General features: G+C 50.2%; 17 protein-coding genes. 8 read left to right on the forward strand and 9 right to left on the reverse strand.

The genetic code is table 11. The features are described from left to right. Window position 1: 1 nt before the first annotated feature. From T433_RS0106030 to T433_RS0106050, 5 genes are all read left to right on the forward strand, one after another. A complete protein-coding gene (locus T433_RS0106030) occupies window positions 2-2,035 on the forward strand; it encodes an alpha-L-arabinofuranosidase C-terminal domain-containing protein (RefSeq protein WP_027455225.1) in 2,034 nt (677 codons plus the stop codon). Next, window positions 2,032-3,564 carry a sulfatase-like hydrolase/transferase gene (locus T433_RS0106035; RefSeq protein ID WP_052357018.1) on the forward strand — a complete coding sequence of 511 codons (1,533 nt, stop codon included), beginning with the start codon at window positions 2,032-2,034 and terminating at the stop codon, window positions 3,562-3,564. Before T433_RS0106030 ends, T433_RS0106035 begins: the two co-directional genes overlap by 4 nt. A gap of 73 nt (window positions 3,565-3,637) precedes the next feature. Beyond that, window positions 3,638-3,826 carry a hypothetical protein gene (locus T433_RS0106040; protein ID WP_027455227.1) on the forward strand — a complete coding sequence of 63 codons (189 nt, stop codon included), beginning with the start codon at window positions 3,638-3,640 and terminating at the stop codon, window positions 3,824-3,826. Between the two features lie 130 nt (window positions 3,827-3,956). Next, window positions 3,957-5,804, forward strand: a complete 1,848-nt coding sequence (locus T433_RS15880) for a hypothetical protein (RefSeq protein ID WP_155808407.1) — start codon at window positions 3,957-3,959, stop codon at window positions 5,802-5,804. A gap of 18 nt (window positions 5,805-5,822) precedes the next feature. Further along, window positions 5,823-6,020, forward strand: coding sequence for a hypothetical protein (locus T433_RS0106050; protein ID WP_027455229.1), 198 nt, complete (start codon window positions 5,823-5,825; stop codon window positions 6,018-6,020). A gap of 574 nt (window positions 6,021-6,594) precedes the next feature. Here T433_RS0106050 and T433_RS0106055 read toward each other — a convergent pair. From T433_RS0106055 to T433_RS0106095, 9 genes are all read right to left on the reverse strand, one after another. Next, window positions 6,595-7,326: a hypothetical protein gene (locus tag T433_RS0106055; RefSeq protein WP_211249744.1), complete on the reverse strand. Its 732-nt coding sequence runs from the start codon at window positions 7,324-7,326 to the stop codon at window positions 6,595-6,597. 183 nt (window positions 7,327-7,509) lie between these two features. Next, window positions 7,510-7,758 (reverse strand): hypothetical protein, encoded by a 249-nt coding sequence (locus T433_RS0106060; RefSeq protein WP_027455231.1) that lies wholly within the window; start codon window positions 7,756-7,758, stop codon window positions 7,510-7,512. 7 nt (window positions 7,759-7,765) lie between these two features. Next, window positions 7,766-8,497, reverse strand: coding sequence for a tail fiber domain-containing protein (locus T433_RS16195; RefSeq protein WP_081778391.1), 732 nt, complete (start codon window positions 8,495-8,497; stop codon window positions 7,766-7,768). A 201-nt stretch (window positions 8,498-8,698) separates the two neighbouring features. Continuing rightward, window positions 8,699-10,594: an alpha-amylase family glycosyl hydrolase gene (locus T433_RS0106070; protein WP_027455233.1), complete on the reverse strand. Its 1,896-nt coding sequence runs from the start codon at window positions 10,592-10,594 to the stop codon at window positions 8,699-8,701. 4 nt (window positions 10,595-10,598) lie between these two features. After that, the gene (pulA, locus tag T433_RS0106075) at window positions 10,599-12,482 is read right to left on the reverse strand and encodes a type I pullulanase (protein ID WP_027455234.1); all 1,884 of its coding nucleotides are present in this window, start codon (window positions 12,480-12,482) and stop codon (window positions 10,599-10,601) included. Window positions 12,483-12,486: 4 nt separating this feature from the next. Further along, window positions 12,487-14,703, reverse strand: a complete 2,217-nt coding sequence (locus tag T433_RS0106080; protein WP_027455235.1) for a glycoside hydrolase family 97 protein — start codon at window positions 14,701-14,703, stop codon at window positions 12,487-12,489. A gap of 43 nt (window positions 14,704-14,746) precedes the next feature. Next, complete coding sequence (locus T433_RS0106085) at window positions 14,747-17,359, reverse strand: 4-alpha-glucanotransferase (protein ID WP_027455236.1); 2,613 nt, start codon at window positions 17,357-17,359, stop codon at window positions 14,747-14,749. A gap of 113 nt (window positions 17,360-17,472) precedes the next feature. Further along, the gene (locus T433_RS0106090; protein WP_027455237.1) at window positions 17,473-18,780 is read right to left on the reverse strand and encodes an MFS transporter; all 1,308 of its coding nucleotides are present in this window, start codon (window positions 18,778-18,780) and stop codon (window positions 17,473-17,475) included. Between the two features lie 76 nt (window positions 18,781-18,856). Then, complete coding sequence (locus tag T433_RS0106095; RefSeq protein ID WP_027451097.1) at window positions 18,857-19,882, reverse strand: LacI family DNA-binding transcriptional regulator; 1,026 nt, start codon at window positions 19,880-19,882, stop codon at window positions 18,857-18,859. Window positions 19,883-20,173: 291 nt separating this feature from the next. On the opposite strand from T433_RS0106095, the gene T433_RS0106100 reads away from it, so the two are divergent. From T433_RS0106100 to T433_RS0106110, 3 genes are read left to right on the forward strand one after another with little or no spacing between them, the layout of a single operon-like run. Further along, complete coding sequence (locus T433_RS0106100; RefSeq protein ID WP_027455238.1) at window positions 20,174-23,233, forward strand: SusC/RagA family TonB-linked outer membrane protein; 3,060 nt, start codon at window positions 20,174-20,176, stop codon at window positions 23,231-23,233. Between the two features lie 38 nt (window positions 23,234-23,271). Then, complete coding sequence (locus T433_RS0106105; RefSeq protein WP_027455239.1) at window positions 23,272-24,957, forward strand: RagB/SusD family nutrient uptake outer membrane protein; 1,686 nt, start codon at window positions 23,272-23,274, stop codon at window positions 24,955-24,957. Between the two features lie 25 nt (window positions 24,958-24,982). Further along, a complete protein-coding gene (locus T433_RS0106110) occupies window positions 24,983-26,200 on the forward strand; it encodes a SusF/SusE family carbohydrate-binding protein (RefSeq protein ID WP_081778392.1) in 1,218 nt (405 codons plus the stop codon). Window positions 26,201-26,220 lie beyond the last annotated feature (20 nt).

Raw genomic sequence — 26,220 nt, forward strand, 5'->3', positions numbered from 1 at the left:
TATGAAGACAAACAAATGTTTTACCGCCGTAGTGCTGACAGCACTAATGGCCACAGGCATCCAGGCCCAGAACCATAGTGTGACCATCACCACGGCAAAGGCAAAGAAGGTGTCGCGCATGATCTATGGCTGGCACTATGAGGAGATAGGCAACATCGGCGATGGCGGACTCTATGCCGAGATGGTACGCAACCGTGGTTTCGAGGAAGCCAACCTCCCCGGAGGACTTGTCATCGAGAACGGACAGTATAAGGACGTGCCCAATCCTGGGCACCCCAACAAGCGCGTCTATCAGATAGACCCGCTGGTGGGATGGGTTACCACACCGCTGTCCAACAGTCCCATACGCATCACCTGCACCGACCGACACCCGCTGAACGACCAGAACCCGCACTCGATGGCTGTCAACGTCATCAGCAACGACCTGGGGCGTGCCGCCATCCACAACCAGGGCTACAACGGCATGGCTTTCAAGCAGGGCGTGGCCTGCCGCCTGTCGTTCTATGCCCGTAGCGAGGGCTACGAGGGTACCGTCGCCTTCCGACTCTCCGACGAGGAGGGACGGGCCGTGTCGGAAGCTAAGTCGTTCACCATCGGGAAAGGCCAATGGACGAAATACGAGTGTGAACTCGTGCCGACAAAGAACATTGCTGCCGGCATGCTCACCATCGTTCCCTCGCAGCGCGGACGCTTCCAGTTAGACATGGTGTCGATGTTCCCGTCGGACACCTACGACGGCGGACGCTCAGTGTTCCGTGCCGACGTGCTGCAGAACCTCATCGACTACCGTCCCCACTTCCTGCGCTTCCCTGGCGGCTGCATCGTCCATGGCGTTAACGAGGAGACGATGTACCACTGGAAGAAGACCATCGGCGACATAGCCCAGAGGCCTGGACAGTGGTGCAAGTGGGAGCCCCACTACCGTACCGACGGACTGGGCTACCATGAGTTCTACGAGCTGTGCGAATACATGGGCTGCGATGCCATGTATGTCACCCCGACGGGCATGGCCTGCACGGAATGGGTGCACCGCGACGACCAGGGTCATTTCTTCCACAAGGAGACCGACGTGAACTATTATATCAACGACCTGCTCGACGCCATCGAATATGCCATAGGGCCTGTCGACAGCCGATGGGGAGCCGAGCGCGCCAAGAACGGACATCCCGAACCCTTCCCGCTGAAGTATGTCGAGATAGGCAACGAGGACTTCGGTCCTGTCTATTACGAGAAGTACCACCAGATCTACTCGGCAGTGAAGCAGCGCTATCCCCAGCTGCGCTTCATCGCCAACAGCCCGCTGGGCACCGAGGGCGAGAAAGAGCGTTTCATGGATGAGTTCATAGACAAGAGCGAGGTGGAAATCTATGACGAGCACTACTACAAGGACATTCCCTGGGCTGTGAAAAATTTCCATAAGTACGATGTATACAAGCGGCGCGGCATTGACATCTTCATCGGTGAGCTGGGCATACAGAGCAACGGCGTGGGCGGACCGTCGGGCCGCTACCCGGGCAGCATCCTGGCCGAGGGCATCTTCAAGATGGGACTGGAGCGCAACGGTGACATGAACCCCATCATGGCCGACCGCCCACTGATGCGCAACTGGGAATCCATAGACCGCAACGACATGCAGCCGCTGATACTCAACAGCAGCACGGTGAGCGCCCGCACGTTCAATTACTATCTGTGCAAGATGCTGCGTGACAACCCCGTGGACCAGGTATTCGACGTGGCCAACAGTGAGGGCGAACAGACGCTCTTCGTCACCGCAGGTCGCGACCTGCAGCGCAAGCAGATGGTGGTGAAGATCATCAATCTGAGCGAACAGCCTCAGGCGTTTGAACTGAAAACCGACAAGAACTTCAAGAATCGCCAGACGGAAGTTCTGACCCTCACTGCCACACCCGACCAGCGGGTGACACCGCTGACGCCCGATGCTGTCAGCACAGTCACTACAACAACTACTGTCAGCAAGGGTGATAAGATTACCCTGCCCGGCAACGCATTCGTCATCTACAGAATAAGCCTATGAGAAAGAACACCACAACGGTGCTGGCGGCACTCGCGGCAGCAGTGCCCGCACTGGCACAGCAGGAGAAGCCTAACGTCATCGTCATCATGGCCGACGACCTGGGATGGGGCGACGTGAGTGCCTATGGCAACACTACCATCCACACACCCAACATCGACCGCCTGGCCACTGAGGGTGTCTGTCTGAGTGACGGCCATGCCTCCTCGGCCACCTCTACACCATCGCGCTACGGTCTGTTTACGGGCATGTATCCGTGGAAGAACGAACAGGCGAAGATTCTGCCTGGCGATGCGCCGCTGCTCATCTCACCCCAGCAGTTCACCATGCCCCGCATGTTCCAGCAGGCAGGCTATGCCACGGCTGCCGTGGGCAAATGGCACCTCGGCATGGGCACCGGCAAGATTGACTGGAACAGCCACATAGCCCCGGGGGCACGCGAGATAGGTTTTGACTACTCGTGCATCATCGCTGCTACTGTCGATCGTGTGCCGACGGTCTATGTGGAGAACGGCGACGTGGTGGGACGCGATGCCAACGATCCTATCTACGTGGACTACGACACGCCCTTCCCTGGCGAACCCACAGCGCTGACCAACCCCGAGCTGGTGAAGATGCAGTGGAGCCACGGTCACCAGAATACCGTCGTCAACGGCATTCCCCGCATCGGCTATATGAAAGGGGGCGAGCGGGCACGGTGGAAGGACGACGAGATGGCCCAGTATTTCCTTGACCGTTCCTGCTGGTTCATCGACTCGGTAAGCAGGCTGAACGAGCCCTTCTTCCTCTACTACGGCCTGCACCAGCCTCATGTGCCCCGCACGGCTGATCCACGCTTTGTAGGCTCCACGCAACTCGGTCCCCGAGGCGATGTGGTGGTCGAGGCCGACTGGTGCGTGGGACAGATTATCAAGAAGCTGGAAGAGAGCCATTTGCTGGATAACACGCTCATCGTCTTCACCTCCGACAACGGACCAGTGCTCGACGACGGCTATGAGGACGGCTCGCGCGATACCCGTTTCATGCACGACCCCAACGGCTCGCTGCGAGGGGGCAAGTACAGCCTCTTCGATGCCGGCACACGCGTTCCTTTCTTCGTCTATTGGAAAGGGCACACACGTCATGTCAACAGTCCGGTGCTCGTGTCACAGCAGGACCTGCTGGCATCGTTCGGACGACTGATCAACCAGCCCGTCCCCGACTCGCTCGACTCGAAGGACATGCTCGACACCTTCCTCGGACAGCGCATGAAGCACCGCGACGACCTCGTGGTGGAAGCCAGCGGACGACTGGCCTACCGCTGGCGTCAGTATGCACTGGTGCCGCCCTATCGTGGCCCTGAGACCAACGAGACGGGCAACGAGCTGGGTGTGGTCAGCGACTGGGCCCTCTACGACCTGCAGGCCGACCCTACGCAGCACACCGATCTCGCCCGCCAGAAGCCTGCCCTGCTCAGGCGGCTGAAGAAGAAATTCCTCCGGCAGGTCAGCGGCTACTATAATCCCGACCGCGAACAAGAAACGCTAAAGTAATGACAAACAGAACTCTCTTCTCACTCTTGGGGGGCGTCACTCTCATGCCTATGATGGGAGCAAAGGGGTGCTGATGGATACCCAGAACCCTGAGCAAACCATCCAAAACATCCGACAGCCCGTCAGCCATTACGGCAGGGGAGCAGGAGGCATGCATGACCAGTGCGGTAGCGGTCTCTACGATATGCAGGGGCGTCTACTGAGCACTGCCCCACTGTCGGGCCTGTACATCACAGGAGGGAAAAAAGTGGGCATAAAATGACTTTTGCCCATACGGTCTGAAGAATGAAACAATTTTCTTGAAAATAAAAACAAATTTACCATGACAGCCCTGTGAAATCACCTAAATTTGGAGCAGGAATTATTACTATACTAACAAACAAAAAAAGCCTATGAAGAAAATGATTTTATTAGCGGGAGTGATGATGGTCTCCCTGGATATGACGGCTCAGACATCGCCATACACCGGTACGACACCACAGAAAGGTGTCTTCTATCTCTACAATGTGCAGAGCGGACTATGGCTGCAGAACAACGACAGCAAGTGCAACTTCTTCCAGCCCTTAGGCAACCTGGGCACACGTGGCCTTGATATTAATATGGTGGCCAGCGGCGAAGGGTACTTCTTGGGCGGCGGCTTCGGCAAGAACTCCCTGAACTCCGCCCCCCAAACCTATTTCGACAGTGAAAAGGCAGCTAACAGGGTATGGATATTCGAAGCTGGCGATGCCTCCGTATCCAATGGCTACACCATCCACTGTGGCAGCACTTATCTGAGGGCCGTGAAATATGCGCATAGCTTTTCAGCCAACAATCTTTTTACACAACCTTTAGACAACGGGCAGCGCTTCTATCTGGAGCTTCCCGATAACTCAAACATCAGCACACCGACGCTGCTGAACACATGGCAGATAGTCAGCAAGGAGGAACGACTGGCAAAGATGGTGGCCGATGCCTCGAGAACTACACCACAGGATGCCTCCTGGCTGGTGCCTAATGCCGATTTTGCCAATAAAAACGAGCGCGCTACTCTGTGGACCAATGACGGATTCACGCTCAAAGGTGAAGGTGAGAATGGTCAATCCTGGCGTATGGGCAACAGCATCATGCAGAACTTAAACCCAGGTACAGGTATTCCCGATAAGAAAGAACTCTCCATCCAACTCACCGGTCTGCCCAACGGCATCTACCACTTCAACCTCCAGGGCTTCTACCTCGGTGGATTCTACGATGCTGTGGCTGATTTAATAAACAATGGTTCCAATGAGCAGCGGGTGTTCTATTTTGCCAACAACGAGAAGAAAGCCCTCATGTCGCCCTTCGACGAGCCCATGTGCAAGGGACATACCTCTGGTGACGGCACCTACCCCCTGACCGTCCAGAAGACCTACGATATAGGAAAATACACCTTCCCCCCTCATAACGATGCTGTGCTGGCATCGGTGGTGGTCAACCGCTACTGTGGCTATGTGAACGAGGAAATCGAGGTCGTGGTGACCGACGGCACTCTGAAGCTCGGCATCATCAAGGAAGGCGATGCCGTGGCCAACGAATGGACAGTGGTCGACAACTTCCACCTCACCTATCTGGGCACCGACCAGACCATCGACGAGAACACAACCTGCAGCGTGGCACCTGCCAGCGATATCACCGTGAAACTGAACCGCACACTGTCGGCCGACTACTGGAACACGTTCTGCGTGCCCTTCTCGATGACGGCCACACAGGTGACTAAAGCCTTCGGCAGCGATACCAAGATCACAAAGATGAAGAGTGTTGAGGGCGACGTGATGTATTTCGAGGAGGCAACCACCATCGAGGCTGGCATGCCCTGTCTCATCAAGCCTGCCACGACCACCGGTCCTTACATCACCCTCAGCGGCATCACCATGACCGACACCGAGGCGCAGAGCATGGGCAACGGCGACTACAAGTTCACGGGTACCTACAGCCCCGTTGAGCTGAAGACCAACGGCACCAACCTCTTCCTGCAGACCAATGGCAACCTGGCCGCTCCTGCCGATGCCACCAAGACCATGAAGGGCATGCGCGCCTACTTCAAGGTGCCTGCCAGTGCTACTGCTGCCCGCATCGTCTTCGACGACGGTACGACAACGGGCATCGACCTCACTGCTCCCGCTCATCGGTCTGCGGAAAGCATCTACACCCTCGACGGACGGAAAGTCGGCGACAGCAAGGGCATCGTCGTCAGCAAGGGCAAAAAGTATATCAGAAAGTAATCATGGAAGGAGGTTATTATGAAAAAACAATATCAGAAACCGCAGACAGAGATGGTTCTGCTACAGTCAGAACCCTTTATGAACCTCTCGGCAAGTGGACGTACCGTCACCTTCGACACGCCCGAAACCGATGGCGATGCCAGCAATGCCGCCTCGCGCACCTACAACGTCTGGGACGATGACGAGGACAGCGAGCGGGACGAGAACGAAGTATGATGAATAAGTATAGTTTAAAAGTTATTTAGTTTAGGTAGTAATTGATTTAATTTCAAATGCTGCGGTAAGTCTTGCCTATGTACTTACCGCAGCTCTGTTTGATAGCACCAACCAGAAGCTCACCGACTTTATCTTTGCCAGCGACCTGCTGAAAGATATGCGTGCAGCCATTCTTAAGAACGAATAAAGGGTATCTGCCCCACCCGTTCAGCAGCTATTAGCACGCAAAAGTTACGCTTTTAAACGCTTATACCGTAACTATTGCAAGCCAAGAGTGCCCCTTTTAGCTTGCAATAGTTATACTTTTGGTGTTCATCTAAAGTCTAGAAAGGTCATTTCTAGAGTCTAGAAACGGTCATTCTAAAGTCTAGAAGTTACTATTCTAAAGTCTAGAAATGACATTTTCAGACTCTAGAACAAAAGCAATAGCAAAAGAATCATATCGCAATAGCAAAAGAATAGCGGCACTATTCGGTGTGAATAGCGCCGCCAAATGATATGAATTCAGGCCCCAAACTTTGGGGTTCACTTCAGACCTGTCCCGATAATCTATTGTTTTAGGACCAAAACCCTATTATTTCGAAACAAACTTCTTCCCGTTCTTAATGTACAGGCCTTTAGCTGGAACAGCATTCAGACGACGGCCTTGGAGGTCGAAGACAGCTCCTTCTCCTTTGGAGAGGGCTGGGGAGAGGTCCTCAATCCGGTCAACACCAGGCTCAGAACGGAAGTCCTTTTGGGTGAAGATGCACTTACCATCCTCATAGCAAGAAAGGAGTTCATAAGATCTGCCATCATTTAGCACAGACATAGTTGACACAAAGGGACCTCCAATGTGCCCAACGCCTTCTACCCAGATAGGCTCATAGCCACCAAAAGGTTCAAGCTCAAATCGACGAAACTGCTGACCGTTTGCCGTAACGGTATCAATACTATGGACAAAAGTATTCTCAATGGGGAAGTCTTTCGACAATTTCTCACCTGCATTCACAGAAAAATCATAGAGCACATATTCCTTTTCGCAATCTTCTCTGAGTGCATAAACCTTTCTATCAGATTCTCTGAGGAATTGTGGATATAAAGCAGATTCAAATACATCTATATGTATCTGCTTTTCCATGTTCTCTGAGGCTTCTGATGGATATGTTAGTATAAGTTCTTTATCAATTGAAAGTGTTTCTTTCAATATCTTTTTGTAAACTTGCTCTGATATAATGGTATCACCTGTTATACACAGATTAAATGTTGTTGTCTGATCATAGAAAGCGTCTATCTCGCCAACCTGTTCAAATATCCGTTCTGCCATTTGACATTTCCAATACTTGCCATCCTTCAAAAATGGCCTATACAAAATATCTGATTGTGCCACAGCCAATGTCGTACAACACAAGAGACACATAAGTGTAAATAATGATTTTATTTTCACCATTGTTTGTTCGATTTGGTTTTTATAAAAACAAAAATAATATATTGACTCATAATGCATGACTTATTTAATTTCAAATTCAGCACCCAACTTACAATCAAAACCATTTTTAATCACAACACCATTATTGCTGAATATTGTCACTTTCGCATCTGGCTCGATGACAACATTTCCATATGGTATAGTATCCGTAACGTCATAGCCGATTCGCAATGAATCCCCTATATAATTCGCATCTTGGGTTATCAATTCATTTTGAATGACATTTACTCCACAATGAAGCACTAAAGGTATGTAATCATGCTTGTTCAAAGCAATGTCACATTTTGATGGTGGAAGTGGAATTGTAATAATTGATGCCGAGATAGCCGCCTTGGTCCTTGACTACCAGATTGGGATAGATCTCCTGCAGTTCCTGGGCTATAAGGCCGAAATGTAGATTCTTCTCTGCCTCTATCTTGTCGGTATAGTTATATCTTACGACATTCATCGCCATGACATTGTCAAGGGCGCTCATACCTCTCTTTGTACTCTCCAGTGGAGCGATGTTTTCTTTAAGGGCAATGTCTGAGGAGGATACAACAGAGGTTGCAGACAAAGTTCCGTATATAGATACTGGCCCAGAGAAAAGACCTGCGTAAGAGCCATAAACTGGAGGAGCATATGAGTTAGCACATATTCCATAAATAGCAGCACCTTTACTGTTATCTATTTGTCCCCAAACGCCAAAGTTGTCATTAGTTCCAGGACAACCGCCTACACGACCAAGCACGCCAATGTTTGATGTGCTGGAAGAAACGGATTCCGTAGCATCGCCATAGATGGCAATACGACTGCCGTAAACCGAGGTGTTACCCCTTAACGTTGATACAAAGTTGCAATGCCTATAAAAGCTATTGTTATTGGGTGTACCTATCGCTACCCTGTTCTTAAGAGAAGACACACCACCTGGCATATACACACCACCAAGGCTGTCAACAGATAGCTGAGCATTTACAACAGAAACAATTCCAAATAGGCAGGTCATGATTAACAGAACTCTTGTTTTCATTATTACTTATTTTTAGGTTTATGTTATTTAATTATTGTATTGATGCTGCAAATATATAAAACAATGTGATTGGTTATAAAAGAAATGCAAGAAATTGTAAAAATATTACAATTAATTAACAAAAATAGCAGATAAGATTTCCGTTAATCAAAGCGCCGCTTTTCGATGGGAAAAGCGGCGCTTTGATTAACGGAAATGGAACTAATCTCCTAAGAATTCCAGAACCAACGTTTGGCGAGGCTTCAGCTTCAAGTCCTTCGACAAATCGTAGATGCGTCCTGTGAGTACATCTTGCACTTTGGTGGCCGAACCGATGACCTCGGCATAACGCTTCACTGGCATCACTGCAGGACGAGACGTGCCGTTCATGATGGTCATCACCGTGTTGCGGTGCCAACTGCGACTGATGACATAGATACCATTATATGGTATGAACTGCTTCTGCATGCCACGGATAATCGTCTCGTTGCCATTGCGCCAATGCAACAGGTTGCTCAACCATGAGAACATCTGATTCTCTTTGGCCGTGCGCCCCTCCTTGGTGAATGCGCTGTGCTGGTCGCCAGGGAAACCTCCGGGGAAGTCCTTGCGCACATACCCATCGCTGCGGTCCATGGTGCCCGTCATCATGATCTCGGTGCCATAGTACAACTGCGGAATGCGTCGCACGGTGAGCAACAGCGCCAGGGCTTGCTTCAAGGCCAACGAGTCTTCGCCATTAGCCAAGAAACGATGGGTGTCGTGGTTGTCAAGGAAGGCCATCACCGACGAAGGGTTGGGATACAGATAGTCGTAGGCAAACGAGTTGTAAAGGCGGTTCATGCCTCTCCACCAGCCATCGGTCTCCTCGCGCTTGGCAGAGTCCATAGCCTCCTGGAACGAGAAATCCATCACGGTTTTCAGATAGCTATTGGTATCGGACAATTTTGAGTCTTTTTGCCATGAGGCGGTATAGGCTGGCTTAGTGACCCACGTCTCGCCGACGGTATTGAAGTTAGGATACTCGTCGTCCAGTTCTTTCATCCACTGCGCCATGGGCTCGCGGAAGGCATAGGGATAGGTATCCATGCGGATGCCGTCGATGTCGGCTGTCTCTATCCACCAGATGGAGTTCTGGATGAGATAGCGCATCAGGTGGGGGTTGTGCTGATTCAGGTCGGGCATCGTGGAGACGAACCATGCGTTCTGCGTCTCCTGCTTATCAACCTCGGCAGCATAAGGATCGACCACGGGTGTCAGCTTATAACTGGTCTGCTGGAAACTGGTGCCACGGGAATCGCTGGTGCCTCCCGACTCCTTCAACCATTCTGACTGGTTGAACCAATCTTTCGAAGGCATGTCGCTGACCCACGGATGTTCGAAACCGCAGTGATTGAAAATCATGTCCATCACGACCTTCAAGCCGCGCTGATGGCAATCGGCAATCAGACGACAATAGTCATCGTTGGTGCCAAAGCGAGGATCCACACGGTAGTAGTTGGTACAGGCATAACCATGATAGGTGGACCATGTTTCCATCATGTCGGGTGAGTCATTCTCCAAAATGGGCGTAAACCAAAGGGCTGTGACACCCAGTTCGTTGAAATAGTCCAGATGTTCACGCAAGCCTTCCAAGTCGCCACCATGACGCAGTGATGGTGCCTGGCGGTCTTCACGATACTGACGCAGGCCTTTCACCTGCGATTGATGGTGAGTGCCCTGAGCAAAGCGGTCGGGCATCAACAGATAGAGCACATCGCTGATATCGAAACCACGATGGTCTTCACCTTTCATCTTGCGGGCTTTCAACTGGTACTGCACTTTCTTCTTGTCGAAGTTCAGCGTCAGCATGCCAGGCTTGGCATCACCCACGTTCATATAGACTAACAGGTAGTTGGGCGAGTCGAGGCGCACCAAGCTATCGATACGCACACCAGGATAGTCGGTGGTGACAGAGGCAACATCGCGTATGCCCTTGCCATAGACCATCAGCTGAACCTGTGGATTCTTTAATCCCACGTACCAATCGGTAGGTTCGATACGGTCAACAGAAACCTTTGCCGCATGAGAGGCGGTGAACTGTGCCACAAGGGCCAGCATCAATATGATTCGTTTCATTTGCTTAGTTATGAATGATTAATGCAGATTGAGGATCTACCAACACGCGGTTGCTGTGCACCTCGCCCAGTCCTTTCTCGCAGATCTGGCCATCGCAGCACACCACCTGATAACGGCCTTTGGGGATATCCACCATTTTTGCCTCGCGGTTGGCATTGAGGACGACGATGATGTCGTTCCACTCGTCGCCACCGGCATGGCCTTTCAGTGCATAAGCCACCACGCAGTCGTCGTTGGTATCGAGGAACGTGAGATGCTTGTTGACCAGCGCTGCATCGCCCAGACGGAAAGCCGGATGATTCTTTCTGAGTGCGATGAGGTTCTTATAGTAGTTGAACACCTGCGGGTATTGCTGCTTACGGTGCCAGTCTATCTGGTTGACACTGTCGGGCGACTCAAAAGAGTTGTGCACGCCCTTTTTGTCGCGCAACAGTTCTTCGCCGCTCAACATAAAGGGGATGCCCTGAGAGGTAAACACGGCAGTCTGTGCCAGCAGGTCGAGACGCACCAGTTCGTCGTCCTTGATGCCTGGTATGCTGGAACGCAAGCGGTCGGTGAGACACATGTCGTCATGACAGCTCACATACGCCATCATCTGTGTAGGCTCAAGAGCATAAGGAGCGTCAGAGTAGTTCACCTTGGTATAGTCCACCTGTGGATGAACGATCATGCCAGCAATGCCGGCCTTTAAGCTTTCCTCCATGCCAGGGATGCCGGCAAGGAAAGCACCCTTACTATCATCGGAGAAGGGGCCGCGCAATGCATCGCGCATGTCATCGGAGAAAGCAGCAATGCCAGGCAGCTGACGGATGTTGGCCTTCATGCCCAACTGCTCGTTGGGGATGGCACATGCACCGGCACTCCATCCTTCGCCATACATGAAGATGGCAGGGTCTATCTTGTCGAGGGCAGCACGTATCTGCTTCATGGTCTCAATATCGTGAACACCCATCAGGTCGAAACGGAAACCATCGATGTGGTACTCGTTGACCCAGTATTTCACACTCTCGATCATGAACCGGCGCATCATGGGGCGCTCGCTGGCCGTCTCGTTGCCACAACCAGAGCCATTGGAATACTGGCCGTCGGTGGTCTTACGATAGAAATAGTCGGGATAGGTCTTCTGGAAATTGCTGTTGTCGATGTTGTACGTATGGTTATACACCACATCCAGAATCACGGCGATGCCGGCCTGATGGAGCGCCTGCACCATCTGCTTAAACTCGGTGATGCGTGTGGTGGGGGTGTAGGGGTCGGTGGAATAGCCGCCCTCGGGCACGTTGTAGTTCACCGGGTCGTAGCCCCAGTTGTACTGAGGCTCGTCGAGACGGGTCTCGTCCACCGAACCATAGTCGTAGGAAGGCAGGATGTGCACCGCATTGATGCCCAACTCCTTGAGATAATCGATGGCCCACAGCTCTGTTAGTGCCAGATATTTGCCGGGATATTTAGCCGACTCGTTGGCCACCGAGAAGTCGCGGTGGTGCATCTCATAGACGATGATATCCTTGAAAGGACGACGCACGGGGATATCCGCATCCCAGTCTTTGGGATTGGTTTCGGCCATATCCACGACAACGCCCTTCTGGCCGTTGACAGTGACGGCCTTGGCAAAGACACCTGGCGAGGCCTGGCCGTTGACCAGGAACTCGTAGGTCTTGCCTTTCTGGTCGCCCACAGCAGTAGCAGTCCAAATGGTGTCGGCCAATTGCTCCATCTGAAGGGTATCCTCCCCTATCACCACCTGACAGGTGGCGTTAGAAGGTGCAAAAAGTTTGAATACCGTCTGACGGGGGGTATAGGTCACCTCATCGAACGTGAAACACTCTTTCACTGGTTCACACGCAACAATCAACGCTGCCATTCCTGCTAATACTGCTTTTTTCATAGGCTTATCTTGCTATGAGCGATACGGCAAAGCCACCTCCAGGAGCTTCGGTGAGCTTCAGCACATCACCCTGTTTAACAACTTTCTTGGTAATTACATATGCTTTTGGATTTGTCTCGTAATGGGCATTCTTGGCGTCGGCATAGATGGTACAGTCGTACTTGCGTCCCTTGTCGAGGAAGTCGAGCTTGATGACTGACTTATGACCGTTTTCATCGCACTTGCCACCAACGAACCAGTTGTTGGTGCCTTTTGCCTTACGAGCCACTGTGATATAGTCGGCAGGCTCGGCCTCGAGATATTTTGACTCGTCCCAGTCCACGGCCACGTCCTTGATAAACTGGAAGGCATCCATATACTTGGCGTAGTTCTCGGGCAGGTCGGCAGCCATCTGCAGCGGACTGTAGAAGGTGACGTAGAGTGCCAGCTGACCTACCAGCGTGGTGTGAACATAGTTGGGGTTGTCGCTCCAGGTCTTCAGCTGGGTCTCGAGCACACCGGGGGTGTAGTCCATCGGACCACCCTGCAGACGGGTGAAGGGCAGAATGACGGTGTGGTCGGGACGAGAACCGCCGAAGGCCTCATACTCGGTACCACGGGCAGCCTCGTTGCCCACCAGGTTTGGATAGGTACGACACAAACCTGTAGGACGTACGGCCTCGTGAGCATTGACCATGACATGATGCTTGGCAGCCTCCTTGATGCACAACAGGTAGTGGTCGTTCATGGACTGGCTATAGTGATGGTCGCCACGTGGGATGATGTCGCCCACATAACCACTCTTCACGGCATCGTAGCCATACTTGTTCATCAGGCTATAGGCCTTCTCCATGTGGCGCTCGTAGTTCTGCGTAGAAGAACTGGTCTCGTGGTGCATCATCAGTTTCACGCCCTTAGAATGCGCATAGTCGTTCAGCATCTTGATATCGAAGTCGGGATAAGGGGTCACGAAGTCGAAGACATCACGCTTCCACATGTTGGCCCAATCTTCCCAACCGATGTTCCAACCTTCTACCAGCACCTGGTCCAGTCCGTTCTCGGCAGCGAAGTCGATATAGCGCTTCACCTTCTCATTGTTGGCTGCATGGCGACCATTGGGCTTCACGCTGTTCCAATCCACCTTATCTATATATACAGAGGGATAGTCGTCAGTGTAGTTCCATGAGCTCTTGCCCACAATCATCTCCCACCACACACCGCAGTATTTCGTGGGGTGAATCCAAGAGGTATCATCAAGCGCGCAAGGCTCGTTGAGGTTCAGGATGAGGTTTGACGACAGCATATCGCGGGCATCATCGCTGACCATCACCGTGCGCCAGGGCGACTGACAAGGTGTCTGCATGCAACCCTTCAGGCCAGTGGCATCGGGTGTGAGGTGGCTGACGAAGGTGAAGGGCTTTGGCAACGGACAAACAGAGGGCTTTGGCCAGGGTGTGTATGCGTTGCTGTTGCCTTCGAGCTTGGTAGAGAAGGCCTTGGTCTGCTCATCAATCAGTTCCAGATGCATAGTGGCATAATTCACACAGGCAGCCTCGTGGATGTTGATATACAAGCCATCGGCCGACTTCATCTGCAGGGACGTCTGCACACCAGTCTCAGAGAACACTGCTACCGACGAGTTGCCCCAGTTCACGGCCTGCTTCAGACGACCTCTGATCTCAGAGAGCTTTGTCTCCTGAGTCTCTGTCTCCTGAGTGTCATAGTCGCCAGCCAACCACCAGGCGGTGTGGTCGCCAGTCATGGCAAACTCGGTCTTCTCTTCTTGAATCAGGAAATAGTTCAGGTTCTTCTGCTGTGGGAACTCATAACGGAAACCGATACCGTCGTTATAGACGCGGAAGCGAACCACGATCTCGCGCTGTTCCTTTTCCTGCAGCAACGTTGCGGCATACTCATTATAATGGTTCAGAATGGCACTGGTCTCGCCCCATACCGGGCGCCAAGTCTCGCTGAATTCTGAAGTTTCCTCTTTCTTGATCTTGAAACCATCCAAGAGGTTGGTCTCATCCATACCTTTGGATGCATGCTTGTCCTTGGCCAGTTCGAGTCCCAAGTGCGAGGGGGCTACAACGGTTTTCCCCTTGTAGCTCATCTCATAGACAGGACGGCCATTGCCATCTACAGAGAAGTTTACTACCACATTGCCGTTAGGCGATTTTACCTCAGCGGCTATCGCCATCACGGGCACAGCCAACACTGCGAAGAGTGCTTTAATTTTCATACTTACAATCTAGCTTTTTGATATATTATTAAAAAGAGTTATTTCATCTTCCTCCACGGCGTATCAACATGGCCACCTCGCGGTTGAAGGCGTCGGCCTGCATCAACTGTTCGATGGTGAGATGCATGCGATAGCGCCAGTAGTGACGTGGATTAGCGGGGATGTTGATACGCTCGGCATCGGCATCGGGCAGGCGCAACTGCTCGTTGATGCTCAGCCAGTCTTGAAGTGACAACAGGCAAAGCATGGATGGCGACATGAGGTGCATGGACACAATCTCCTCGGCGAGATAGCCTGTCAGGGGATGTGGTGCCGGACCATCATGGTGCAGCATCTGGTTGTAATAGGCCTGCGTCTGCTCGTAGTCTTCATCCCACCACTGGCGCAGTGTGGCCATGTCGTGTGTGGAAATGGTGGCCACCGAGCGATAGGGATTATGCTGCAGATGACCGAAACGCACGGTGGGGTTCTTTGGCATGGACTGTATCTCGAGCGAGAGTATGCGCAACTCGTCCATCACCCAGGGTACGCAGTCGGGCACCATGCCCAGGTCTTCTGCACAAACCAGCATGCGAGTGGCTTGGGTCAGCAGGGGCAACTTCTTCATGGCCTCGGTATACCAGAACTGGTTGTTGCGACGATAGAAGTAATCGTTGTAAAGACGATTGAAAGCATCCTTGTCGTTGTCCCACAGGGCCTCGTAGATAAAATCGTTTTGAACGCCAATGCGGGGATGGAACTTATGCGCATCCTTGCGGTCGCGCACAAAGAGTACGTCGCTAATGAGGGCATACAGTCCGTCGCGCAGGGCATCCTCGTTCTTATCCTTTGCCCATGCTTCCACCTTGCGCTGGGTGTCAAATTCGGGTTTCATCTCCCAGATGTCATCGTGCAGGTGGTTCAGGAAGTGTTCCTTCACGTAGGAAGCTCGTTCGCCAAAGGTGCGCTGCAGTGTCCAGTCGGCAATGAAGGGGCGTGTGAAGAACTCTTCCTGGAAGTGTAGGCCGTAGGCTTCTATCTCTTCTTTAGTCATGCCCAGCGCTGGCGAGAACTGACCCAACAAGCCATGAACGGCATCGATGGGTATCTCCCAGATACGGAAGAAGCCCAGCACGTGGTCAATGCGATAAGCATCGAAATACTCCTGCATCTTGCGGAAGCGGCGCACCCACCACTGACAACCATCACTGAGCATCTCGTCCCAGTTGTAGGTGGGGAAGCCCCAGTTCTGTCCGTTGACAGAGAAGGCATCGGGCGGAGCACCTGCCTGTCCGTTCAGATTGAAATAGCGTGGCTCTACCCAAGCCTCAACGCCATAGCGCGAGATGCCGATGGGGATGTCACCCTTCAGGATAACGCCCTGTTGGCGGGCATGATCGTGAGCGGCACGCATCTGTTGGTCGAGATTATACTGAACGAAATACCAGAACTCTACGGTTTTCTGGTCGGCCTTAGGCAACTTAGCTGGCCACTCTGAGAACTGGGCCGTGGCGTATTTATCACGATAATAGCAGAACCGGGCATAGGGTTCCAGCCAGTCTTTATTGTTTTCAAAGAAGGTCTTATAGGTGGCACGGCGCTTGATGCCGGTCCACTCTTGTGCAAAAACAGCCTGCAGATAGTCCATCTTCGCCTTGTTCACACGCTCATAGTCTATCTGTGGCAGTGCGTTCAACTCCTGACGAAGTTGTTCGAACGAAGCACGCTGGGCCTCGTCTTTCAGCGCTGGCAACTGTCGCAGATCGGTGTATTGCGGATGAAGCGCATAGATGCTGATGGAGTTATAGGGATAGGAGTCCTGCCAAGTGTGCGTAATCGTGGTATCGTTGATGGGCAGCACCTGCAGGATGCGCTGCTGCGTTTTGGCACACCAGTCAACCATCAGCTTCAGATCGCCGAAGTCGCCCACGCCAAAACTGCCTTCTGAGCGCAAAGAGAAGACGGGCACAACCGTACCGGCACCCTTCCACGAAGGAATAGAGAACCAGGCTTGGTTCAACTCATAGACCACCACTTCGCCATGTGACATTTCTGAATTCAACAACACACGATTGCTACCATTCTCCCAAACCACGGGCTCGCCCATGATGATAAACTTGAACTCGAACATCTCGGGCAGCCTGTCGGCATCCAGACTGATGACCCACTCGTGGTATGCATGCTCTGTCATCGGACGTGCCTTGGCACAATCCCAATAACCCAGATAGGATGCATTGCCCACAATGGCCAGTTGAGAACCGGTTTGCAACTGGGGTGCACGCACCTTTAAGCGTATCGTATGCGCATACTCGGTGTTGGTGCTCGGTTTGCACTCACGAGCCATCACACAGTCTGTAAAGGCTGATGAATAGAGGAAGCTATCCTCTGGGATATCAATCCAGTGGTCAAAGACTCTGTAGCAAGCGCCTTTCACGGACGTCAACTCCAGTCTATGAGGCTCAACAAGCCACTCATGGCGCATCACCTTGTTTCCGCGACATACACTATAGTAGTAGTCAAAACAACCTTTCTCTGAGCAAGAGATCTCAGCCGTCCAGTGCAATCCGTCGCTCGTTGACATGGTATGAACTTCCGTCTGGTTGTCATCTACTATGATATTCATCACCAATTGTTCGCCAAATGATGTCTGATAATCAAGGTTGAATAGTAATTTCATACGCTTATTTAGTTATAATTGCTACAAAAATAGCAATTTTATGGATTACTATTTTGCTTCTATGGATATATTTCGAATTTTGTTGCACGTAAACGTTTGCACAATGCCAAATATTAGTCGGAAGATTTACCCCTAATAATAGTTACACAGAGTGCACCCACTGCCAGCATAGCGCCTGCAATGAACATCATGTTGTACTGATGACTGCCCACCAGCGAGAGGATGACACCACCCAACAGGGCTGCCGCAATCTGAGGCAAACAGATGGTGCAGTTGAACAAGCCAAGATAGGCGCCCATGTGTCCGTAGCCCTGAAGGGCATTGGTGACCAGTGCAAACGGCATGGCCAACATGGCTGCCCATGCGCAACCGATTAGCAAGAAGGGGACAAAGAGCACATACTGATCGTGTACAAAGGGGACTAGCGCGAAGCCCAGGCCACCCAGCAGCAGACTGAAGGCATAGGCAAATTTCACATTTTTGAACTGAGGCAGTACCATGGCCCACAATACTGCGCCTAACGTTTGCACACCAAAGACAATACCTGTCCAGTTGCCTGCCTCCTGATAGCCTGCCGAAGCGACATCCGTTGTGCCCCATACGGTATCAGAGATAGTGCCCGTGGTATAGTTCCACATATACAGGAAGGCGGCCCATGAGAAGAACTGCACCAGTCCTACCTGCCAGAATGCAGCTGGCGCCTTGCGCAACAGCGCAATCCAGTTGGCACTTTCTTCCTTCTGTTCAGAAGGTGCGTTATACTCTACATATTCCTGTGGCGTCCACTCCTTCACCTTGAGGGTCGTATAGATCACACAGAGGATCAGGATAAGTGCACCTATATAAAAGGAATAGATAACCGAATCGGGCACCACACCCGTAGGAGCGGTGTTGGCGATACCTACAGCCGTGAAGATGAAAGGAAAAGCAAAGCCGATGAGTCCGCCGGCATTACACAAGAACGACTGGATGGAATAAGCCTTCGTCTTCTGTTTCTCATTGACCATATCGCCCACCAACATCTTGAAAGGCTGCATAGCCATATTAATAGAGGTGTCGAGAAACATCAGGGCACAGGCGCCAAACCACAAGGCGGCACCCACCGAAAGACCGAAAGAACCCGCATTGGGCAGTAGCAACATGACGAGAACAGCCATTGCTGCACCGACGAACAGATAAGGAATACGACGACCGAAACGCGTCCAGGTATTGTCGCTAAGCGTGCCGACAATGGGTTGCACAAGCATGCCCATCAATGGAGGCAGCACCCAGAAGAAACTGAGTGAATGAGGATCAGCACCTAGCGTGGCAAAGATGCGAGAGATGTTTGCACTCTGCAGCGAATAAGCTATTTGTACGCCAAAGAAACCAAAGCTCAGGTTCCAGAGCTTCCAAAAGTTTAAATTAGGTTTTTGTTTCATATTGTTTTGTTTCTTAGTCATCAGTACTTCGTTTGGTTCCCTCAGGAACGCTCGTTGGCCAACATCCCGTCAGTGTTCACCTCGTGGTGCCCCTGACAATCAGGCGTGTTCTGACCAGTCGCCTCTCTACATGATCTCTTGGGATAGTGCCTTCTACATAACCAATGAGGATATTGGCAGCCTCCTCGCCCACCATCTCGCCGCGCTGCTCTACCGTGGTAAGCATCGGGTCGCAAGACGTGGCCCTGATGCCATTGGTAAAGCCACAGATAGACACATCTTCGGGCACACGCATACCCATATGTTTCACCGTGTAGAGTATGCCTAAAGCTGTATCATCGTTGATGGCAAAGAAGGCATCGGGATAGACGTCACCATCGAAAAGCGTCGGTGTCATCAACTCGGCATCGTGACGTGTGTCACAGATGCGTGTCATCGATTCGTCAAACGGGATCTTATTCTTCAACAGCGCATCCTTATAGCCATTGAAACGGTTCTTGGACGTTTCCAGGTTCAGCGGTGAACCGAAATAGGCAATGCGACGACAACCTGTGCGGATGAGATAGCTCACGGCATTGAAGGCACCCATATAGTCATCTACCACTACCCGACTGGCGTTGATGCCCGTACATATTCTATCATAGAAAACCAGGGGCACACCAGCTTCTATCAACCTGTTGAAGTGATCGTAATTATGAGTATCCTTCGATTGAGACACAATGACACCACAAACTTTCATCTCAATGAACGACTGACACAGCTTGGTCTCCGTCTCGTAGTGCTCGTTGCTCACTGCCACCACGATATGGTAGCCATGGGCTGCCGCCTCCTCCTCGATACCTTTCAGGACAGAAGAGAAATAATAGTGTACCAGTTCTGGCAGAATCACACCGATCAGTTTCTGAGGTTTAACCTTTGACAAACGCAACATCTCTGCCAAATGGTTGGGAACGAAATTATGCTCGCGTGCAAACTGTTGTATGCGCAAGCGCTGCTCCTTTGATATGCGGGGAGAATCTTTCAAGGCTCGCGACACCGTAGCAACGGAGATGCCCAGTTCCCTTGCTATGTCTTTCATTGTCAACGAAGTATTCTCTTTCATGTCGTTTTGGATATTCATAGTTTTATGATGTTGCAAAATTATTAAATAATTAAATCGGGTGTTCTCCTATGAACTTATTTCGTTAGCAAATAAAATTGCAAACGTTTGCACCACTTACTATAACGATTTTAATCATTAAAAAGTATCAACGGATTGAAAAAAATCTATCTTTGCAACGGATTTCTAACTATAACAGCTAAAACGATAAAGACAAACAAAGGCCCATTTGAACAACAATAAACAATAACATATTATACTAATAACTAACTTTTAATTAATTAAACTATTGTAATGATGAAGCAGGTAAACATTAAATTACCATTCAGGATGTTAGCCCTTGTTGTGGGCCTTTTCCTGGCTATGGGAGCCTTTGCACAGAACATTACGGTGAAAGGTCATGTGAAAGATGCTACAGGTGAAGCTATCATCGGCGCAACTGTACGCGTGGCTGGCACACAAAATGCCACCATTACCGACTTCGACGGTAACTTCACGCTGCAAGCCAAGCAGGGAGCCGACATCCAGATTTCCTATGTAGGTTATCAGATGGCCACCGTGAAAGCTGCTGCAAACTTAGAGGTAGTCCTTAAGGACGACACCGCAGTTCTTGAAAACGTCGTAGTTATTGGTTACGGACGCGCAAAGAAAAGCGACCTGACCGGCTCTGTTACAGCCATCAAACCTGATGAAAAGAACCACGGCCTGAACGTCAATGCACAAGACATGATCAGTGGTAAGATTGCCGGTGTGAGTGTCATCTCTGGTGACGGTCGTCCCGGCGGTGGCGCCCAGATTCGTATTCGTGGCGGTTCTTCTCTGAACGCCTCTAACGACCCTTTGATAGTTATCGATGGTTTGGCCATGGACAACTATGGTGTACAGGGTTTGTCCAACCCCCTCTCTATGGTAAACCCGAACGATATCGAGTCGTTCACCGTGCTGAAGGACGCTTCAGCTACCGCAATTTATGGTAGCCGTGCATCAAATGGTGTCATCATTATTACTACCAAGAAAGGACGCTCTGGACAGAAGCCCACGTTCAATTATAACAGCAACGTATCTATCGCTAGCGTGAAGAAGACTACTGATGTCCTTGATGGTCCTGGTTTGATGAGCTATATCAAAAAACTCTATGGAGAGGACAGCGATGCATATGCCGAGCTTGGCTATTATGATGCAAACGGAAACAAGCAGTATGCCAACACTGATTGGCAAGATGAGATTTTCCGGACAGCTCTCTCTACAGACCACAACTTAACGATGTCTGGTGGCATGAAGAACATGCCCTATCGTGTCTCTATAGGTTATACCAATCAATCAGGTGTAGTCAAGACCGACAAATTTGAGCGCTTTACAGGTAGTTTCAACCTCTCTCCCAGTCTACTGAAATTGAACATCAACGGTAAGGGTATGATAGCAAAAAATCATTATGCGCCTGGTGTAGTAGGAGCAGCTATAGCTATGGATCCTACGAAGGCCGTTAAGAGCGATTATCCTGTTTATCGTGACTATTTTGGTGGCTATGTTCAGAACTTTACTGGTGCAAGCTATGATGGCGCAGCAAACTGGAAATACACCAACAAGGGAACAGGAAACCCTGTTGCTGCATTAAATCAGACTAACGACCGTGCTACCTCAAAGTCTTTGATTGGTAATATTGAAGCCGACTATTCTATTCATGGCTTCGAAGACCTGCATTTGCACATGAATGCCGCCATGGATCTTTCAACTGGTAAGCAGGATACAGACAGGCAGCCAAACTCTGCCGTTGCCAACTACTATGGTTGGACAAACTGGAGCACGATGGACACGTATAACCTGCAGCTATCATTATACGCACAATACATGAAGGATTTTGCTGATGTACATCACTTTGACGCAATGGCCGGTTATGAGTGGCAGCATTTCCACAAGCAGACAGACTGGTTCGGCCATGGAACCTACCCTGCTGGCAACACAAAATATGCAGAGGGTACTTATTACGATGCTCCTAAGGCAGACCAGATTACAATGTATAAGACAGAGAACTTCCTTGTATCTTTCTTCGGCCGTTTGAATTACTCATTGATGGACCGCTACATGCTGACCTTCACACTTCGTGCTGACGGTTCTTCACGTTTCAATTGGATGAAGGGAAATCCAAACCAGCAATGGGGTTACTTCCCTGCCATGGCCTTGGCATGGAAGATGAAGGAAGAGTCTTTCCTCAAGAACATTGACGTGCTCACCGATGCCAAGCTCCGCTTAGGTTGGGGTATCACCGGTCAGCAGGAAGGTATTGGAGATTACACCTACATTCCTGTATTCAAGCCAAACACAAACTCACATGCCTTATATCCTGTACTGGATAATGGTACGACTTACCGTCCTGAGGCCTTCAACGCCCATCTGACATGGGAGAAAACAACAACATGGAATGCCGGTATTGACTTATCATTCTTGAACAACCGACTTGAATTTAATTTAGACTGGTACTACCGTAAGACTACCGATCTGATTAACACCGTATTTGTAGCAGCCGGTTCTAACTTCCGCAACAAGGTGACTAGCAATATCGGTTCACTACACAACACCGGTTTCGAGTTCATGACAACCGTACGCCCTATTCAGACCAAGGACTGGCAGTGGGAAGTTAGTTACAACTTCACCTATAACCACAACGAGATTGACGAGTTGATAGATGGTGTCGGCGCGGATTACTTCGTTGAGACTGGTGGTGGACTGACTGGTACGGGTGGTAACATCCAGGCCCATACCGTAGGTAAGCCAGTCAGTGCCTTCCACGTTTACCAGCAGGTTTACGACCAAAATGGCAAGCCAATCCCCAACGCATTTGTTGACCGCAATGGTAATGGCTATCTGGATAGTGGCGACCGCTACTATTACTACAAGCCTGCAGCTGATGTGCTGATGGGTCTGTCTTCAAAAGTACAATACAAGAATTGGGACCTTGGTTTCTCTATGCGTGCAAGCTTGGGCAACTACGTGTTTAACAGCACAGCTTCAGGTTCCAGCAATGTCGGCGCTGGTTCAGTTTACACCAATGGTAACCTGAACAACCTGCGCACTGTAGCGGTAGAACGAGGCTTTACTAATGTTTCGCAGCAGCAGTATGCTTCAGACTACTTTGTAGAGAATGCTTCGTTCTTGAAGCTGGATAACATAACTTTAGGTTATAGCTTTAACAAGCTGTTTGGTACTTCGATAAACGGACGTGCATATGCAACTGTGCAAAATGTTATGACGATTACCAACTATACAGGAATTGATCCTGAGGTAGCCAGTGGCGTTGATGGCGACATTTACCCACGTCCTATCACGACGATTCTTGGTGTCAGCTTGAACTTCTAACACAGTATTAAGGTAAAACAGTAAAAAGAATAAAAGTTATGAAACTGAAATATATAACAACTGTGGTCGCTATTGCCTGCGGAATGTTTTTCACGTCATGCGTGAAAGACTTGGAGGTTGAAAATATTAATCCCCAAGATCTGTCAGACTTCAACCAAGACTATATCTTCAACAAAATCTATAGTAATCTTGTTCTCACTGGACAGACAGGTCCTAATGGTAGTTCCGACTTGGACGACATCGATGAAGGTACTTCAAATATGACACGTCTTATTTGGTATCTTAATGTGCTCACTACAGACGAAGGACACTGCTGGTGGAACGACCCTGGTATTCCTGAGTTGAATCATAACTCATGGACAAACTCGAATGTGCTGACTAAGGCACTATATTACCGACTCATGTTTGGTGTGACACTATGTAATTTCTATCTGGACAGTGCCACGGGATCTGACGCAGCGACTCTTCAGAAGCGTGCCGAAGCTCGTTTCATGCGCGCATTCCATTATTTCTATCTGATGGACCTCTATGCCAATCCACCGTTCCTGACTAAATTGTCGAGCGAAAAAGCGCCTCAGATTCAGCGCGCAGACCTCTTCAAATATTTGGAAGGCGAACTGTTAGACATTATTGGAGAAGGCTCTGGCAATGAGGTATTAGCAGACGCGAAGGCTACCGACTATGGCCGTGCCGACAAGGCTGCAGGCTATCTGCTGCTGGCTCGCATGTATCTAAACGCAGAAGTATATACAGGTACTGCTCGTTGGAACGATGCGAAGACCTATGCAGACAAAGCGATAAACACCAGCTATAAGCTTTGTACGACTCCGAAGAATGGTTTCAGCGCTTACCAATTACTCTTCATGGGCGATAACGACACCAACGGTGCTCAAGACGAAATCATTCTCCCTGCCCTTCATGATGGTGACAAAACCCAGACATGGGGTGGTTCACTCTACATGATAGCAAGCAACATGTCAGACAAGATGCGTGAAATGGATCTTTATGGTGCTACTGATGAAAATGGTGATGCCATCAAGGGTTACGGCACCAATCAGGCATGGGACCGTGGCGTACGCGCACGCAAACAGTTCTCTCAGGTATTCTTTGGCAGCAAATCATCCTCTGCCCCCAGTGGTCTTCCCAAGGACATCGTAACGAGTGCTGGAGACGACCGTGCTATTTTCTACACCACTGGTCAGACCATGAGTATCGAGACTGAATCATCTACAAGCAATGGTCTCGTCTATATGAAATACAACAACCTCCATGCTGATGGCACATCGGGACACGACCCCAGCGGTCGTTTTGTCGACACCGACTATCCCATGTTGCGTCTTGCTGAGGCATACCTCATTTCTGCTGAAGCCGATGCTCGTCTGAATGATGGAACATGTACATCGGCAGGCATAGAGCGTATCAAGGATTTGCGTAAGCGTGCCAATGTTAAGAGTTCCAACAAGTACGATGGAACAAGCCCGGAGGCTTTAACCAGTGTTACACTGGAGAACATCTTCCAGGAATGGTCACGCGAGTTTGGCTTTGAAGGAATGCGCCGTATGGTACTTGTTCGCTGGAACCGCTTTGCAGGTCAGAGCGACTATACTTGGGAATGGATGGGCGGAACAAAGGCCGGAACACAGTTCGACAAGCGCTTCAATATCTTCCCCATTCCTGACAGCGAATTGAATGCGAACCCCAACATTAAGCCTAATTACAATTAAGCAAACCTAATAATACTATACAGATATGAAAAAGTTAAGCATTATATTTTCATTGATGGTAAGTGTTTTCTTTATGGTAGCTTGTGATGCTGATCGCGATGACAATCCCGTCATAGACCTGTCAAAGACACAAGAGCCCATTACATTAAACACGCCGACGTTTGCCAATAGTACATACGACTTGGCAAACACAGACTCAGTGACGTTGACCTGTACGGCACCCAGCTACGGATTTCCAGCAACGGTGACATATGTTATACAGATATCAATAGATAGCGACATGTCTGATCCCAGTGAGCTGACAACAACCTATTATCAGAATAAGATGATTGTTCCTGGCAAAGAGATTGCCATGGCAACCACCAAGCAGATGATTAAAAAGAAAGGACTGAAACAGGAAGACTTCCCTGTTGAGACACCAGCTTACATACGTATCCGTGCTTACATTGCCGGAACTCCTGAAACAGAGACTACGTCAAACATCGTTAAACTGAACAAGGTCAAACTTAATTTCGCTCTGCCTGATGTTGTGATGCCTGACTCATTATTCGTCATTGGTACATTTAACGATAACGATTGGGAGAAAGCAGTCAAGACCATACAGGTCAACAACTCTACCCAGAACCATTGGCGTATGGTTTGGCTTGACAAGAGGGGTGTTCGCCTCAGTCCAATTAAGGGAGAGCCAAACTTTGACGACAATATGATCACTCCAGTCTACAAATGTAATACACTTGGCTTCTATGTATCTAACGACGGACTTGTAACGACAGATACTCCAGGTTGGTACATTATGCTGGTTGAAGGCGTCGGCAATAATGAGAAACGTCAGTTAACCCTGACCTACAGATTCTACGAAGCTAATGTATGGCTCATCGGTCCTGCATTAGAAGATGTTCTTGGTGATGACATTAAGGACTTCTGGGTGGAAAAGACATTGAGAACCAACTATACAGACTATGTTAAGTTTACGGTTCCTACAACAATGAATGGCCAGTTCGTATCTCCCCCACTGCCAGGAGACACCGAGGCTGACGATGGCGGTGTACGTGCATATGTAAGCATCAAGTGGGATTGGTGGCAAACAGAGTTCATGGCATATCCCAAAGACCGCACCAGCAGTTCATGTGTTATTAAGTACCGTGGTAATGGTGATGAGGTGAAACCGTTTGTCAGCGCAAGCAAAGGACAGCGTATCTATCTGAATTTCTGCGACGATACGGGTGAGATAAAAAATGAGTAGTAATATAATAACATAGAAAT

Source organism: Xylanibacter brevis ATCC 19188, from assembly GCF_000621725.1.
Lineage (GTDB): Bacteria > Bacteroidota > Bacteroidia > Bacteroidales > Bacteroidaceae > Prevotella > Prevotella brevis.

Excerpts from the sequence above, each read along its gene's own strand:
- T433_RS0106030 (WP_027455225.1), top strand. The coding sequence starts at position 2 with ATGAAGACAAACAAATGTTTTACCGCCGTAGTGCTGACAGCACTAATG.
- T433_RS0106035 (WP_052357018.1), top strand. The coding sequence starts at position 2,032 with ATGAGAAAGAACACCACAACGGTGCTGGCGGCACTCGCGGCAGCAGTG.
- T433_RS0106040 (WP_027455227.1), top strand. The coding sequence starts at position 3,638 with ATGGATACCCAGAACCCTGAGCAAACCATCCAAAACATCCGACAGCCC.
- T433_RS15880 (WP_155808407.1), top strand. The coding sequence starts at position 3,957 with ATGAAGAAAATGATTTTATTAGCGGGAGTGATGATGGTCTCCCTGGAT.
- T433_RS0106050 (WP_027455229.1), top strand. The coding sequence starts at position 5,823 with ATGAAAAAACAATATCAGAAACCGCAGACAGAGATGGTTCTGCTACAG.
- T433_RS0106055 (WP_211249744.1), bottom strand. The coding sequence starts at position 7,326 with ATGGCAGAACGGATATTTGAACAGGTTGGCGAGATAGACGCTTTCTAT.
- T433_RS16195 (WP_081778391.1), bottom strand. The coding sequence starts at position 8,497 with ATGAAAACAAGAGTTCTGTTAATCATGACCTGCCTATTTGGAATTGTT.
- T433_RS0106070 (WP_027455233.1), bottom strand. The coding sequence starts at position 10,594 with ATGAAACGAATCATATTGATGCTGGCCCTTGTGGCACAGTTCACCGCC.
- pulA (WP_027455234.1), bottom strand. The coding sequence starts at position 12,482 with ATGAAAAAAGCAGTATTAGCAGGAATGGCAGCGTTGATTGTTGCGTGT.
- T433_RS0106080 (WP_027455235.1), bottom strand. The coding sequence starts at position 14,703 with ATGAAAATTAAAGCACTCTTCGCAGTGTTGGCTGTGCCCGTGATGGCG.
- T433_RS0106085 (WP_027455236.1), bottom strand. The coding sequence starts at position 17,359 with ATGAAATTACTATTCAACCTTGATTATCAGACATCATTTGGCGAACAA.
- T433_RS0106090 (WP_027455237.1), bottom strand. The coding sequence starts at position 18,780 with ATGAAACAAAAACCTAATTTAAACTTTTGGAAGCTCTGGAACCTGAGC.
- T433_RS0106095 (WP_027451097.1), bottom strand. The coding sequence starts at position 19,882 with ATGAAAGAGAATACTTCGTTGACAATGAAAGACATAGCAAGGGAACTG.
- T433_RS0106100 (WP_027455238.1), top strand. The coding sequence starts at position 20,174 with ATGATGAAGCAGGTAAACATTAAATTACCATTCAGGATGTTAGCCCTT.
- T433_RS0106105 (WP_027455239.1), top strand. The coding sequence starts at position 23,272 with ATGAAACTGAAATATATAACAACTGTGGTCGCTATTGCCTGCGGAATG.
- T433_RS0106110 (WP_081778392.1), top strand. The coding sequence starts at position 24,983 with ATGAAAAAGTTAAGCATTATATTTTCATTGATGGTAAGTGTTTTCTTT.